This is a genomic window from Ramlibacter tataouinensis TTB310 (assembly GCF_000215705.1).
In the GTDB taxonomy this organism is placed as follows: domain Bacteria; phylum Pseudomonadota; class Gammaproteobacteria; order Burkholderiales; family Burkholderiaceae_C; genus Ramlibacter; species Ramlibacter tataouinensis.
Genome location: NC_015677.1, coordinates 372,997 through 387,047 on the forward strand (window position 1 = coordinate 372,997; position 14,051 = coordinate 387,047).

Below are 14,051 nucleotides of genomic sequence, written 5' to 3' on the forward strand. Positions count from 1 at the left end.
CGACGAAAGCCAACATGCAACGCAGACAGTTCCTCTCCGCCGCCGGCGCCTCGCTGGCCGCCGGCCTGGCGTCGCCGGCCCGCGCCCAGTCCACCGACTACCGCGCCCTGGTGTGCATCTTCCTGTACGGCGGCAACGACGGCATGAACATGGTGGTGCCGCGCGACGCCGGGCGCCACGGCCAGTACGCCGCGGTGCGCAAGGCCCTGGCGCTGCCGCAGGGGTCGCTGGTCCCGCTGGGCGCCGACTATGGCCTGCACCCGTCCATGGCGGCGCTGGCGCCGGCCTGGGCCGCGCAGTCGCTGGCGCCGGTGTTCAACGTGGGGCCGCTGTACCAGCCGCTCACCCGCGACGAGTACCTGAACCACAAGGCGCGCGGCAAGACCGTGCCCGAAAGCCTGTTCTCGCACCACCACCAGCAGCTGCTGTGGGAGACGGCGCACCACGACGCCAGCCGCCTGAGCGGCTGGGGCGGGCGCGCGGCCGCGGCGCGTTCCGGCACCGTGATGGCCGGCGGCGGCAACGGCCGCTTCGGGCTGACCGAGCATCAGGCGGCCCTGGTGTTCCCGGCGCCGGGCGCCGCCTTCGGCCTGGAGGGCTGGTTCGGCAACCAGAACGCGGCGCGCCTGGCCGCGCTGCGCACCCTGCATGCCGAAAGCAGCGAGCAGATCCTGCACAACGCCTATGCCGGCCGGCAGCGCGAGGCCATGGCACTGGCCGACCAGCTGGGGCCGACCCTGCGCATCAACCCCAAGGACAACCCGGGGGAGGCCATCAACAGCGCCTTCGCGCCGCTGATCGACGCCCAGCGCGCGCTCACCACGCCGCTGGCCAGGCAGCTCTACCAGATAGCCAAGCTGATCGAGTACCGCGCCAACCTGCCCGCCGGCCTGGGCGGCTCGCGCCACATCTACTTCGCCACGCTGGGCGGCTTCGACACCCATGGCAACCAGATCGGCACCGACGTGCTGCAGGGCACCCATGCCAACCTGCTCAAGACCCTGGCCGATGCGATGGCGGCGTTCCATGCCGCCACCGAGGATCTGGGCCTGGCCGCCAACGTCACCACCTTCACGCAAAGCGATTTCGGCCGCACCTTCGCGCCCAACTCCAGCCGGGGCACCGACCATGCCTGGGGCAACCACCAGCTGGTGCTGGGCGGCGCCGTGATTGGCAACGCGACCTACGGCCGTTATCCGGAGCTGGCGCTGGGCGGCCCGGACGATGCCGGCCAGGCGCAGTGGGAGCGCCTGGGCCGCTGGGTGCCCACCGCCTCGGTGGACCAGTACGCGGCCACGCTGCTGCGCTGGTGGGGACTGGGCGAGGGCCAGATCGACGGCGTGCTGCCGAACCTGCGCAACTTCGGCTCGGCGCGCGGCTTGAACTTCCTGCGCGCCTGAGCGCGCAGGGTGGGGCTTTTCAGCCCGCGGCCGGCAGGCGCCGCAGCGCGCCCAGCGGCGAGGCCAGCACGATGCCGGCCTGCAGGATGAAGCCAGCCAGGGCCAGCAGCAGGCAGGCGGCCTCGCCCCAGTGGGCGCCGACCCAGCCGCCCAGCAGCGCGCCCAGCGGCCGGGCCCCGGCGTTGGCCGTGAGGAACACCGCCGACACCCGGCCCAGCCGCTCGGCCGGCGTGACCGCCTGCCGCAAGGTGGTCGAGGTGATGGTCCACACCATGGGCCCGGCGCCGAACAACAGGAAGGACAGCAGCGCCAGCGCCGCGCCCGGCCGCCACAGCGTGGCCGCCATCGCCGCCGCGGCGACCACCGACACCAGCGGCCCGAGCTGGACGGCGCGGCCGAACGGCAGCCCTGCCAGCAGGCGGGGCGTGGCCAGCGCGCCGGCCACCATGCCGGCCCCGTAGGCGGCCAGCGTGGCGCCCACCGCGCCGGGCCCCAGGCCCATGCCGCGCATCGCATACGGCACGTAGGCGGCCTGCAGCACGAACCAGGAGAGGTTCCAGGCCAGCGCCGTCAGCAGCATGGGCCGCAGCAGGGGTTGGCGCCAGGCCTGGTGCAGGCCTTCGGCCAGCTCCTCGCGCACCCGCCGGGCCGGCGCCGGGCTGCGGGGCGGCTCGCGCAGGCGCCAAAGCCAGCCCACGGCCGCTCCGGACAGCACCGCCGCCAGCACGAAGGCGGCGCCCGCGCCGGCCCAGGCGACCAGCGCGCCGGCCACGGCCGGCCCGGCCGCGAAGGCCGCACTGCGCGCCAGTTCGAGCCGGCCGTTGGCGCGGGCCAGGGCGGCCCGCTCCACCAGGTGGGGCACCAGGGCCGGCGCAGCCACACTGTAGCCGACCGTGCCCACCGCGCCCAGGAAGCCCAGCACCGCCATGCCCGCCAGGCTCAGCGTCCCGGTCAGCCAGCCGGCCAGCAGGGCCGCCAGCGACAGCATCCGCAGCAGCTCGCAGGCCAGCATCACGCGCCGGCGCGGCAGCCGGTCGGCCAGCAGGCCCAGCGGGATGGACGCCAGCAGGAAGGGCAGCGACTGCGCCGCCGCCAGCAGGCCGATCTCGGCGGCCCCGGCGCCCAGCGCCAGCACGGCGACCATGGGCAGCGCCGCCAGGCTGATCTGCTCGGCCGATTGCGCCGCCAGGTTGGACAGGACCAACCGTTGCAAGGCGGGCGAGGGGTAGGCGGGCATGGCGCATGCTGCCGCGCCGCGGCCGCGCCCACTTGCCGTTTCCGGACCTGCGATCCGGGCGCTAGCCGACCACCGGCGCGTCGGGCAGCTCGTTGGGGTTGGCCTGGCCCGGGGCCAGGGGGAAGTGCCGCACCAGCAGCGCCGACACCTCCTCCAGCGCCTGGGTGAGGCCGTCCTCGAAGCGGCCCTCGCGGAACGCCTGGCGCATGTGGGCGACGATGGCCTGCCAGTCGTGCGCCTCCACCTGGCGCGCCAGACCGCGATCGGCCACGATCTCGATGGCGTGCTCGGCCAGCAGCAGGTAGATCAGCACGCCGTTGTTCTGCTCGGTGTCCCAGACGCGCAGCTTGCCGAACAGGGCCACCGCGCGCTCGCGCGCCGTCGCGCCGCGCCAGATGTAGCTGTTGGGCAGGCCGGCCTCGACGTAGAGGCGGATCTCGCCGCTGTGGCGGCGCTCGCTCGCTGCCACGCGCCCTGCCAGGCGCTCCAGCAGCTCGGGCGGCAGGGCACGCCGGGTGTCGAAGTCATCGAGCCAGCGGTGCTTGAGCAATCGTCGGATCTTGGACACCATCACCAGTCTCCCGAGGCGCCGCCGCCGCCGAAATCGCCACCGCCGCCCGAGCCGAAGCCGCCGCCGCCGAAGCCCCCGGCGCCGCCGCCCCAGCCCCCGCCGCCAAAGCCGCCGCCGATGTAGGGCCCGGCCACCCAGCCGCCGCCGTACCCGCGGCGGCGGCCGCCCAGGCCGGCGCCGAAGCCGCCGGACACCAGGGTGATCAGCAGGGCCACCAGGCCGGCGACGCCGGCCACCACCAGGCTGGAGGTGATGAGCAGCGCGATGCCGCCCACGCCGCCGCCGGTGACCAGGGCGCCCAGCTTGCGGCCGAAGACGCCGCGCAGCACCGCCCCGGCGATGGGCACGGCGAAGAACAGGAAGATCGCCAGATCGAAGAAGTTGAAGCCCCCCGCGCCGGCAGCGCCGCCGCCGGGCGTGCGCTGCTGCTGCGGCGCCGGCAGCGGCTCGTTGTTGATGCGCGCGGCAATCTGGTCGGCCGCGGCCTGCAGGCCGCCCGCGTAGTCGCCGCGGCGGAACGCCGGCGTGATGGCATCTTCGATGATCTGCCGCGCCGCCAGGTCGGGGATGGCGCCCTCCAGCGTCTTGGCCACCTCGATGCGCACCCGGCGGTCGTCCTTGGCCACGATCAGCAGCACGCCGTCGCCCACCTCGCGCCGGCCGATCTTCCAGGTGTTGGCGACGCGGTTGGCGTAGCTGGCGATGTCCTCCGGCTGCGTGGTGGGCACCATCAGGAACACCACCTGCGAGCCCTTGCCGCGCTCGATCTGCGCCAGCCGCTCCTCGATGCCCTGGCGCTGGACGGGGTCCAGCGTGCCGGTCTGGTCGATCACCCGCGCCGTGAGCTCGGGCACGGGCAGCACGTCCTGGGCGCGCGCCAGCGCGGCCAACAGCAGCAGCGCCAGCAAGGCGAGGGCTGCTCGCGCCCAGTGCAGGCGGGCGGCATCCATGCGGAATTGCACCGGCAGCGCTGGGATCAGCGGGCGGGCGCGCTGGCGCCGCCGGTGCCGAAGTCCACCCGCGGCGGCGCGGAGATCTCGGCCTCGTTCTGCACGGTGAAGCTGGGCTTGGGCTCGTAGTTGAACGCCATCGCCGTCAGGTTGGTGGGAAAGCTGCGCGCCAGCACGTTGTACTGCTGCACCGCCTGGATGTAGCGGTTGCGCGCGACGGTGATGCGGTTCTCCGTGCCTTCCAATTGCACCCGCAGGTCGCGGAAGCCCTGGTTGGCCTTGAGGTCCGGGTAGCGCTCGCTCACCACCAGCAGCCGACTGAGCGCGGAGGACAGCTCGCCCTGCGCCTGCTGGAAGCGCTGGAAGGCCTGCGGGTCGTTCAGCGTCTCGGGCGTGACCTGCACCGAGGTGGCCTTGGCGCGCGCGTCGATCACGCGGGTCAGCGTCTCCTGCTCGAAGTTGGCCTCGCCCTTGACGGTGGCCACCAGGTTGGGCACCAGGTCGGCGCGGCGCTGGTACTGGTTGAGCACCTCGCTCCAGGCGGCGCGGGTCTGCTCGTCCAGGCGCTGGAATTCGTTGTAGCCGCAGCCGCTCACGGCCAGGGCCGTGGCGAGGAGGGCCAGCCATCGTGTCAAGCTTCGCAGGGTCCGCATTCTTGTTTCTCCGGTTCGGTCCAACGGCCAAGGTAGCATAGATGCGATGCATGTGGACCCGATTCAAGCCCTGCAGGCCGGGCAGCGGCCGGCCGCCGCGCCGGCCGGCTCGCGCGCCGAGGTGCTGGTGGCCGGCGCCACCGGGGTGCTGGGCGCCGAGGTGCTGCAGCGCCTGCTGGCCGCGCGCGCCTTCGGCACGGTCCGGGTGCTGGCCCGCGAGCCGATCAGGGCCGGGCTGCGCGGCGTGGCCAGCCAGCTCGTGCCTTCCGACACGCCGCAGGACTGGCCGGCGCTGGCGGGCGCGGACCGCACCGGCATCGTGCTGTTCGAGCCGCCGCGCCTGTTCAACGACCGCGAGCGCGCGCTGTGGGCGCCGCAGCCGCTGCAGCTGCCGGCACTGGCGCGCTGGATGCGCGGCAGCGGCGTGGCCACGCTGGCCGTGGTGCTGCCGCACGACCAGGGCCGCCTGCCGCAGGCGCTGCAGCGCGGCCTGGCCAGCCTGGACGAGCATGCCGTGGCGGCGCTGGGCTTCGAGCGGCTGATCGTCATCCGCTCGGCGCGCAAGCCGCCCGAGGCCCGCCTGGCCGCCTTGCCGGCGCTGGCGCGCTGGATGCTGTCCATCACCCGCTACATGGTGCCGGGCAGCGAGCAGCCGGTGCGCGCCGCCAAGGTGGCCGAGCTGCTGGCGGTGGCGCTGGCCACCGCGCCGCCGGGCATCCACATCGCCGCGCCCGAGACCGTGTGGCGCGCCGCCCAGGGCGAGCTGCAGGCGGTGGCCCGGCAGTGGCTGATCGCGTAGGCCGAGGCACAATCCCGCAGCCATGCGCAAGACCAAGCTCCAGGCCGCCAACCTCGAGGGGAACGCCGACGACGTGGAGGCCGCGTTCTACGACGCGCTGCAGAGCGGCGACATCGACAAGCTGATGGCTTGCTGGGCCGACGAGGACGACATCGTCTGCATCCACCCGGGCGGCCCGCGGGTGGTGGGCGCCATGGCCATCCGCGCCACCTTCGAGGCCATGTTCGCCAACGGCAGCATCCGCGCCTGGCCGGAGCGGCTGCGCAAGATCGAATCGGTGGGCAGCGCGGTGCACCACCTGGTCGAGCGGGTGGAGGTGCTCACGCCCGGCGGCCCGCGCAACGCCTGGGTGGTCGCCACCAACGTCTACCTCAAGACCGCCCAGGGCTGGCGCCTGGTGGCTCACCACGCCAGCCCGGGCAGCTCCAGCGAGACCCTGGAGGTGGCGGACGGGCCGCAGGTGCTGCACTGAGCGTGGCAGGCATGGAGTACGCAGCGCCGGCCTGGCTGCCCGGCGGCAACCTGCAGACCATCTGGCCGGCCCTGTTCGCGCGGCGCGTGTTCGGCGGGCCGGTGCGCTACCGGCGCGAGCGCTGGACCGCGCCCGACGGCGACTTCATCGACCTGGATTGGCTGGCAGGGGGCAGCGCAGCGCACGCAGTGGCAAGCGTGGGGGCTCACGGTCTCCTGGTGCTGTTCCATGGGCTGGAAGGCTCCTCGCGCAGCCACTATGCCGAGGCCTTTGCCGACTTCGCCCGCGCCCACGGGCTGGCCTACGTGGTACCGCACTTCCGCGGCTGCAGCGGCGAGCTCAACCACGGGCCGCGCGCCTACCACTCGGGCGACCATGAGGAGATCGGCTGGATCCTGGCGCGGCTGCGCGAGCGGCATCCCGGCCCGCTGCTGGCCGTGGGCGTCTCGCTGGGCGGCAATGCGCTGCTGCGCTGGGCCGGCGAGCAGGAAGGCGCGGCGGCCCGCCTGGCATCGGCGGTGGCTGCCGTGTGCTCGCCCATCGACCTGGCGGCCGGTGGCACGGCGATCGGCCGCGGCTTCAACCGGCTGGTCTACACCGGCATGTTCCTGCGCAGCATGAAGCCCAAGGCCCTGGCCAAGCTGGCCCAGCACCCCGGCCTGTTCGACCGCGAAGCGCTGCTGGCGGCGCGCGACCTCTACGCCTTCGACAACGTGTTTACCGCGCCGCTGCACGGCTTTCAGGGCACCGACGACTACTGGGCCCGCGCCTCGGCCAAGCCGCACCTGCACCGCATCCGCATCCCGGCGCTGGTGCTGAATGCGCGCAACGACCCGTTCGTGCCGGCGGCCAGCCTGCCGGCCGCGCACGAGGTCGGTCCACGGGTGACGCTCTGGCAACCGGCCACCGGCGGCCACGTCGGCTTTCCCAGCGGCCGGCCGCCGGCCCACGTGCGGGCCATGCCCGAGCAGGTGGGGCGCTGGCTGATGGCGGCCGCCGGCCTGCGCCCGGCCGCTCAGGCCTGGCGCGGCAGGGCGCCGCAGTAGTCGGCCAGCGCCGTGCCGTCGCGGCCCTTCTGGAACACCGCGTCGGCGCCCAGCCGCAGGCAGTAGTCGCGCACCTCGTCGGTGACGTAGTCGCTGAACACCACCACGCGGCCGGCGACCGGCTGCGCCTTGCAGGCCGCGATGACGGCCATGCCCGTGCCCTGTTCGAGCACCAGGTCCACCACGGCCAGGTCCCAGCCCCTGGCATGCGCGCGCAGCCACTGCAGCGCCGGTGCCTCGGCCGCGAGCTCGGCCACGACCCGGAAGCCGCCCAGGCGGTGCAGCAGGTCCCGCAGGGACCTGCGCAGCACACCGGAGTCTTCGACGAGCAGTACGGACAATGTCATGCAAACTCCGCCACGGGCCGGCGATGGCCACCCCGAGGGACGTGCGCCGGCCGCATCGGCGGCCGGCTGGCGTGCAGCGATCAGTTCTTCTTGCCGGGGCGGTCCGGGCGGCGCTGGCCGCCCGACAGCTTGTTGGCCTGCTCGCGCAGCGCCTCGATGGCCTGCCCCAGCAGGCGGTCGGCCCGCACCCGCAGCACCGCGATTTCCGCATCCAGCACGTCCAGCGCCTTGGGATCGGTGTTGGCCTTGCGCCGGTCGTACAGCCGGTTCTCGGCCTCGGCCAGCTCCTTGCGTGCTTGTTCCCACAGGGAGAAGGCGATGGCGATGTCGTCTTGGTCGCGGACCATTGTGCTTGGTGTTGGAACGTCCTGGCCGATTATGCCGAGGGTGCCCGCCGCGGTGGCGCGCTGCGGCGCCGCAGCGCGGCCACGATGCCGGTGGTCTCCGGCGCGGGCACGGCCACGGCCAGCCGCTGCCCCAGCCGTGCGGCCACCGCCTCGGCGGCCAGCGCGCCCGACCGCGCCGCGCTTTCCATGGAGCAGGGCACGGCCGTCGCCGTCCAGTCGCCGGCCAGCCACAGGCCTTCCACCGGCGTCGCATTGGCCGGGCGCAGGCGCTCGGTGCCGGGCTGCGGGCAGGGGATGGCCATGGGGATGCGGTGCACGCGCGAATGCACCACGGCGGCCTGGGCCGCGGGCGGCGCGAACTCGCGCACCTCGCGCAGCGTGCGCTCGACCAGCTGCGCATCGCTCCAGTGCCAGGCCGCCTGCGCGTGGATGGCGTTCGCGGCGATCAGCGCGGGCCGCCCCTGCCCGGGCGAGCGGATGTTGTTCAGCTCGTAGAAATCGGTGTTCAGGTCGCCCGCCGCGACCGTGCGGGCCCAGAAGCGTTCCCCGGTCACCGGCCGGTCCAGCCACAGCAGGGTGCTGACGTAGGGGCTGGGCCGGAACGCGTCGGCGTCCCGCGCCAGCGCCTCCAGCGCGATCCCCTGGCCGCGCCGCCCGAGCTCGGCGATGGCCTGCGGCGGCAGGGCGAGCACCGCCGCGCCGGCGTGCAGGCGCCGGCCGTCCTCCAGGACGACGCCTTCGAAGCGTCCGTCCCGCACCAGCAGCGCATGCACCGCGGCCGAGGTGAGCACCCGGCCGCCGGCCGCCTCGACGGCTGCGCGGGCGCCGGGCACGAACAGGTCGGCCAGGCCCACGGTCGGGAAGCCGAAATGCCAGCCGCTGCGCCCCAGCATCAGCCGGAACACCCGCATCAGCGAGGCCGCCGAGCAGCTCTCCAGCGGGACGTTGAGCAGGGCCAGCACGGCCGAGGCGAAGAACCATTCGGTGAAGCGCGCGCTGACGCCCATGCGGCGCAGGTAAGCCAGCGCGTCCTCGCCGTCCAGCGCGAGGCAGGCGGCCTCGTCCATGCGGGTGGCCCGCCAGGCCAGGCGCAGGTTGGACAGCAGGTCCGCCGGCGACACGCAGCGCAGCGCGTTGGGCAGCGCGGGCAGCCCATGCAGCGGCACCGGCCAGGCCGGCGCGCGCATGCGCAGCGCGCGGCCGGCGTCCAGCAGCGTGATCAGCGGATCGGGCTGCCACCGCACCTGGCCGGCCGTGCCCAGGCGCTCCAGCAGGGCGATGAAGTTGCGGTGCTCGCTGCTCAGGACGTGCGGCCCGATGTCGACCCGCTCGCCCGTCACCTCGTCGGTCCAGCTGCTGGCGCGCCCGCCCAGGAACGTTTCGCTTTCCAGCACCGTGACCCGCACCCCGGCGCCGGCCAGCCAGCTGGCGCACGCCAGCCCGGCGACGCCTCCTCCGGCGATAAGGACTTCGCTCATCAGGACACCTCCGCCCGGCGGGCTGCGGTGCGATGAGCCTTCGGAGCGGCCGTGCGGCTCATCGGCCCGGCTACCGGGCCGGCAGGGAAACGCGCGTGGGCGCGGCGCGCACCGGCAAGGCCGCCTGGGGCGCGGAGGCCGGCAGCGAGGGCGCGACGGCTGCCGCCGCGGCCGCGGCGGCGCCGGGCGGCCAGGCCACCTCGGCCGCATTGCGCGGCTTGCCGACCGGGTTGGCGGCCTGGCCCTTGCGCACGGCGGCCAGGTCTTCCTCGCTGGGGTACTGGCCCATCAGCCAGTAGTCGAACACGCGCCGGGTGATGGGCGCCGCCGAGGCGGCGCCGAAACCGGCGTTCTCGACGATCGCCGCCACCGCGATCTTGGGGTCGTCGGCCGGCGCGAACGCGATGTACAGCGCGTGGTCGCGCTGGTGCTCCTCCAGCTTGGAGGCGTTGTACTTCTCGCGCTGGCCGATGGTGACCGCCTGCGCCGTGCCGGTCTTGCCGCCCGACAGGTAGCCGGCGCCGGCGAACACGCGCGCCGAGGTGCCGCCCTGGGTCACGCCCACCATGGCCTTGCGGATCACGGCCACGTTCTCGGGCTTGAAGCCCAGGTTCTCCGGCGGCTTCGCCGGCACCGGGCGGATGTCGCGCGTCATGGGGTCCTGGGTGGCGATCACCAGGCGCGGCTTGTGCTTGACGCCGTTGTTGGCCAGGGTGGCGGTGGCCTGCGCCAGCTGCAGCATGGTGAAGCTGTTGTAGCCCTGGCCGATGCCCAGCGAGATGGTCTCCCCGCCGAACCATTTCTTCTGCTCGGGGCGCCGGTAGTAGTTGCGCTTCCACTCCTGGCTGGGCAGCACGCCGCGCACCTCGCCGAAGATGTCGATGCCCGTGAACTGGCCGAAGCCCAGCGGCTTCATGAAGTCGTGCATCGCGTCCACGCCCATGTCGTTGGCCAGCTGGTAGTAGTACACGTTGCTGGACTTGACGATGCTGGTGTGCATGTCCACGGCGCCCAGGCCGTGGTCGCCGTGGCTGCGGAACACGTGGCCGCCGTACGACCAGGTGCCGCTGTCGTAGATCACCTGCGTGGCGCTGCGCTTGCGGGTCTCCAGTGCCGCCAGCGCCATGAAGGGCTTGTAGGTGGAGCCGGGCGGGTAGGTGCCGCGCAGCGCGCGATTGAGCAGCGGCTTTTCGATGGATTCGTTGAGCGCCTGCCAGTTCTCGGCGTCGATGCCGTCGACGAACAGGTTGGGGTCGAAGGTCGGCTTGGACACGAAGGCCAGCACCTCGCCGCTCTTGGGGTCCAGCGCCACCAGCGCGCCGCGGCGGTCGCCGTACATGTCCTCCACCAGCTTCTGCAGCTTGATGTCGATGGACAGCATCACGGTGTCGCCGGGCGTGGCCGGCTTGCTGTCGAGCTTGCGCACGGCCCGGCCGCCGGCCGAGGTCTCGACCTGCTCGACGCCGGTGGTGCCGTGCAGCTGCTTTTCCAGGCTCTGTTCCACGCCCAGCTTGCCGATGTACTCGGTGCCGCGGTAGTTGCCCTGGTCCTCCTCCGGCCAGTCCTCCATCTGCTTCTTCTCGGCCTGGTTGATGCGGCCGATGTAGCCGATCACGTGGCTGGCGAGCTCGCCCCAGGGGTAGTTGCGGAACAGGCGGGCCTTGATGTCCACGCCGGGGAAGCGGAAACGCTGGGCGGCGAAGCGGGCCACCTCCTCGTCACTGAGCTTGGTGCGGATCGGCAGCGATTCGAAGCCCTTGGATTCCTCCAGCAGCTTCTTGAAGCGGCGCCGGTCGCGCGGCTGGATCTCGACGATGCGGGCCAGCTCATCGATGGTGTCGTCCAGGCCGGCGGCCAGGCGCGGTGGCGTGATCTCCAGCGTGTAGGCCGAGTAGTTGGTGGCCAGCACGATGCCGTTGCGGTCCAGGATCAGGCCGCGATTGGGCACGACGGGCACGATGGCCGTGCGGTTGGCCTCGGCCTGCTCGTCCAGCTCGTCGTGCTTGATCACCTGCAGCCACACCAGGCGGGCGGCCAGCAGCAGGAAGCACACCAGCACCGCCAGGCTGGCCACCAGCACCCGCGCGCGAAAGCGCGAGAGGTCGGCTTGGACGTTCCTGAGTTCGGTCATGCGCTTGGTCGGGCGTTGGCGGGGCGGGGGTCGGGCATCGTCCGGCGCATCCGGCCCCTAGATGGGGCGATTCTCATCCGGATCGGGCGCGCGGCGCTGCGGCGCCAGCAGGATGATGCTGACGATGGGCCAAAGCAGGGATTCGATCACGGGCGCCAGCAGGATGCCCAGGCCGGGGAAGCTGCCGCCGGAAATCATGCGCAGCGCCAGCTCGATGGCGTGGGCGGCGACGAACAGCGGCAGCACCTGCAAGGCCTGGGAGGGCACCGAGAACCACAGCAGGCGGCGGTGGATGGTGATGGCGAAGAAGCTCAGCGCCGCGTAGGCCAGCGCATGCTGTCCCAGCAGGGCGGCCTGGTGCACGTCCATGAACAGGCCGAACACGAAGGCCGCGCCTATGCCCACGCGCTGCGGCTGGTGCACGCTCCAGAACACCACCACCAGGGCCAGCACGTCCGGCTGCCACGCCAGCCGGCCCAGGGGCAGCACGTTGACCACCAGCGCCGCCAGCAGGCTGAACCAGATGAACAGGGGATTGGCCGGCAGCAGCAGCTGCTGCCCGGGGCGCATGATCACTTCTTGACTCCCTTGCGCACCAGCGCGGCATCCTGGGGCTGCGGCCGCGGCCGCGGCGGGATCTGCGCCGAGATCGGCTTGAGCACCATCACGTGCCGTGCGCCGTCCACCAGCGCCTGCGGCGTGCAGTGGATGCGGGCGAAGACCGAATCGGCGCGGCGCTCGACCTTGGCCACCCGCGCCACCGGCAGCCCCGCCGGGTAGATGCCGTCCACGCCGCTGGTGGTCAGCAGGTCGCCGGCCTGCACGTCGGCGTTGTCGGCCATGAAGCGCAGCTCGAGCGATCCGGCATGCGAGCCCGAGGGGTCGCCGTAGGCCACGCTGCGCGCGCCGGTGCGGGTATTGAGCACCGGGATGGCGTTGTCGGCGTCGGTGACCAGCGTTACCTCGCTGATCAGCGGGTGCACCCGGGTCACCTGGCCCAGCACGCCGGCCTCGTCGACCACGGGCGAGCCGGGCTCGACGCCCTGCGCCAGGCCCTTGTCGATGATGACCTTGCGGGTGTAGGGGTCGGCCGCGTCGTACAGCACCTCGGCCGCCTGCGAGGGCGTGCTGATCCGGTCGCGCAGGTCCAGCAGCTTGCGCAGCCGCTCGTTCTCCAGGGCCAGCTGCTCGACCTGGCCGGCGCGCTGCGCCTGCTGCGCCAGCTTGAGGCTGGCCTCGGCCTGCGCCGACTGCGCGCCCGTCATCGACTGGAAATAGGAGGCGCCATGGCGCACCAGCAGCACCGGCCGCAGGGCCAGCCACTGCACCGGGTACAGGACCGAGGCCACCGCGGCGCGCAGCGGCTGGGTGATGCGAAAGCGCGTGTCCGCCACCATCAGGAACAGCGCCAGGGCGCTGCACACCATCAGCTTGGATGCGGCGGACGGGCCCTGCTTGAAGAACGGCGGGGGGGCTCTGTCGAGGGTGCCGAGTGGCATGATGGCGACACCCTCCCCGGAAGGGGGAGGGGAGAGGATTACTCGCTGGTGAAGATGGACCCCAGGCGCTCCATGCGCTCCAGCGCGATGCCGCAGCCGCGCACCACGCAGGTCAGCGGGTCCTCGGCCACCAGCACCGGCAGGCCGGTCTCCTCGGCCAGCAGGCGGTCGAGGTCGCGCAGCAGCGCGCCGCCGCCGGTGAGCATCATGCCGCGCTCGGCGATGTCGGCGCCCAGCTCGGGCGGCGTGCTCTCCAGCCCGTTCTTGACCGCCGACACGATGTTGTTCAAGGGGTCCGTCAGGGCTTCCAGGATCTCGTTGGAGGAGATGGTGAACGAGCGCGGCACGCCCTCGGACAGGTTGCGGCCCTTGACCTCGAGCTCCTTGACCTCGCTGCCGGGGAAGGCCGAGCCTATGGTCTTCTTGATCGCCTCGGCCGTCGGCTCGCCGATCAGCATGCCGTAGTTGCGGCGGATGTAGCTGATGATGGCCTCGTCGAACTTGTCGCCGCCCACGCGGACGCTGCCCTTGTAGACCATGCCGCCCAGGGAGATGACGCCCACCTCGGTGGTGCCGCCGCCGATGTCCACCACCATGGAGCCGGACGCCTCCGACACCGGCAGGCCGGCGCCGATGGCCGCGGCCATGGGTTCCTCGATCAGGTACACCTCGCTCGCGCCGGCGCCCAGGGCCGACTCGCGGATGGCGCGGCGCTCCACCTGGGTGGAGCCGCAGGGCACGCAGATGATGATGCGCGGCGAGGGTTTCAGGACGGACCGCGGATGGACCATCTTGATGAACTGCTTGAGCATCTGCTCGGTGACGGTGAAGTCGGCGATCACGCCGTCCTTCATCGGGCGGATCGCCTCGATGTTCCCGGGCACCTTGCCCAGCATCGCCTTGGCCTCGTGGCCCACCGCCTGGATGGTCTTCTTGCCCTGCGGGCCGCCCTCGTGCCGGATGGCGACCACCGAGGGTTCGTCCAGCACGATGCCCTTGTCCCGCACGAAGATCAGCGTGTTGGCCGTCCCCAGGTCGATGGCCAGGTCGGTGGAGATGTAGCGTCGGAATGCTCCGAACATTGGGAACCCTCGTCTTATCTTGCGAAAGCGGCCGCTGTC

The 14,051-nt window shown here is 72.8% G+C and carries 15 protein-coding genes; 4 read left to right on the plus strand and 11 right to left on the minus strand.

The annotated features are described in order from the left end of the window. The first annotated feature begins 14 nt into the window (after positions 1-14). Entirely contained in the window at positions 15-1,400 is a 1,386-nt protein-coding gene (locus RTA_RS01860) for a DUF1501 domain-containing protein (protein ID WP_013899675.1), read from the plus strand. A 19-nt stretch (positions 1,401-1,419) separates the two neighbouring features. Here RTA_RS01860 and RTA_RS01865 read toward each other — a convergent pair whose 3' ends face one another. The 4 genes from RTA_RS01865 to RTA_RS01880 form a co-directional block, all read right to left on the minus strand. Then, positions 1,420-2,637: an MFS transporter gene (locus RTA_RS01865; RefSeq protein WP_013899676.1), complete on the minus strand. Its 1,218-nt coding sequence runs from the start codon at positions 2,635-2,637 to the stop codon at positions 1,420-1,422. A gap of 61 nt (positions 2,638-2,698) precedes the next feature. After that, a complete protein-coding gene (locus tag RTA_RS01870; RefSeq protein WP_013899677.1) occupies positions 2,699-3,208 on the minus strand; it encodes a TPM domain-containing protein in 510 nt (169 codons plus the stop codon). Next, positions 3,208-4,158 (minus strand): TPM domain-containing protein, encoded by a 951-nt coding sequence (locus tag RTA_RS01875; protein WP_013899678.1) that lies wholly within the window; start codon positions 4,156-4,158, stop codon positions 3,208-3,210. The genes RTA_RS01870 and RTA_RS01875 overlap by 1 nt, the downstream gene beginning before the upstream one ends. Before the next feature lie 26 nt (positions 4,159-4,184). Continuing rightward, a complete protein-coding gene (locus RTA_RS01880) occupies positions 4,185-4,811 on the minus strand; it encodes a LemA family protein (RefSeq protein ID WP_013899679.1) in 627 nt (208 codons plus the stop codon). Positions 4,812-4,857: 46 nt separating this feature from the next. Between RTA_RS01880 and RTA_RS01885 the strand changes: the two genes are divergently transcribed. The 3 genes from RTA_RS01885 to RTA_RS01895 are packed head-to-tail and all read left to right on the plus strand — an operon-like array spanning position 4,858 to position 7,128. Continuing rightward, the gene (locus RTA_RS01885) at positions 4,858-5,610 is read left to right on the plus strand and encodes a hypothetical protein (protein ID WP_013899680.1); all 753 of its coding nucleotides are present in this window, start codon (positions 4,858-4,860) and stop codon (positions 5,608-5,610) included. 22 nt (positions 5,611-5,632) lie between these two features. Further along, on the plus strand, positions 5,633-6,082 hold the full coding sequence (locus tag RTA_RS01890) for a YybH family protein (protein ID WP_013899681.1): 450 nt from the start codon (positions 5,633-5,635) through the stop codon (positions 6,080-6,082). Between the two features lie 11 nt (positions 6,083-6,093). Then, entirely contained in the window at positions 6,094-7,128 is a 1,035-nt protein-coding gene (locus RTA_RS01895; RefSeq protein WP_049871204.1) for a YheT family hydrolase, read from the plus strand. On the opposite strand, the gene RTA_RS01900 is transcribed toward RTA_RS01895, so the two are convergent. The 7 genes from RTA_RS01900 to RTA_RS01930 form a co-directional block, all read right to left on the minus strand. Beyond that, positions 7,098-7,475: a response regulator gene (locus RTA_RS01900; protein ID WP_041674960.1), complete on the minus strand. Its 378-nt coding sequence runs from the start codon at positions 7,473-7,475 to the stop codon at positions 7,098-7,100. The two genes, RTA_RS01895 and RTA_RS01900, sit on opposite strands and share 31 nt — an antisense overlap. Before the next feature lie 80 nt (positions 7,476-7,555). Next, on the minus strand, positions 7,556-7,822 hold the full coding sequence (locus RTA_RS01905; protein ID WP_013899683.1) for an RNA polymerase subunit sigma-32: 267 nt from the start codon (positions 7,820-7,822) through the stop codon (positions 7,556-7,558). Between the two features lie 29 nt (positions 7,823-7,851). Further along, on the minus strand, positions 7,852-9,300 hold the full coding sequence (locus RTA_RS01910) for a hydroxysqualene dehydroxylase (RefSeq protein ID WP_013899684.1): 1,449 nt from the start codon (positions 9,298-9,300) through the stop codon (positions 7,852-7,854). A 70-nt stretch (positions 9,301-9,370) separates the two neighbouring features. Next, positions 9,371-11,431: a penicillin-binding protein 2 gene (mrdA, locus tag RTA_RS01915; RefSeq protein WP_013899685.1), complete on the minus strand. Its 2,061-nt coding sequence runs from the start codon at positions 11,429-11,431 to the stop codon at positions 9,371-9,373. 57 nt (positions 11,432-11,488) lie between these two features. Beyond that, positions 11,489-12,007: a rod shape-determining protein MreD gene (gene mreD, locus RTA_RS01920; protein WP_013899686.1), complete on the minus strand. Its 519-nt coding sequence runs from the start codon at positions 12,005-12,007 to the stop codon at positions 11,489-11,491. Then, on the minus strand, positions 12,004-12,930 hold the full coding sequence (mreC, locus tag RTA_RS01925; RefSeq protein ID WP_013899687.1) for a rod shape-determining protein MreC: 927 nt from the start codon (positions 12,928-12,930) through the stop codon (positions 12,004-12,006). Before mreC ends, mreD begins: the two co-directional genes overlap by 4 nt. 38 nt (positions 12,931-12,968) lie before the next feature. Continuing rightward, positions 12,969-14,012 carry a rod shape-determining protein gene (locus RTA_RS01930; protein ID WP_013899688.1) on the minus strand — a complete coding sequence of 348 codons (1,044 nt, stop codon included), beginning with the start codon at positions 14,010-14,012 and terminating at the stop codon, positions 12,969-12,971. Positions 14,013-14,051 lie beyond the last annotated feature (39 nt).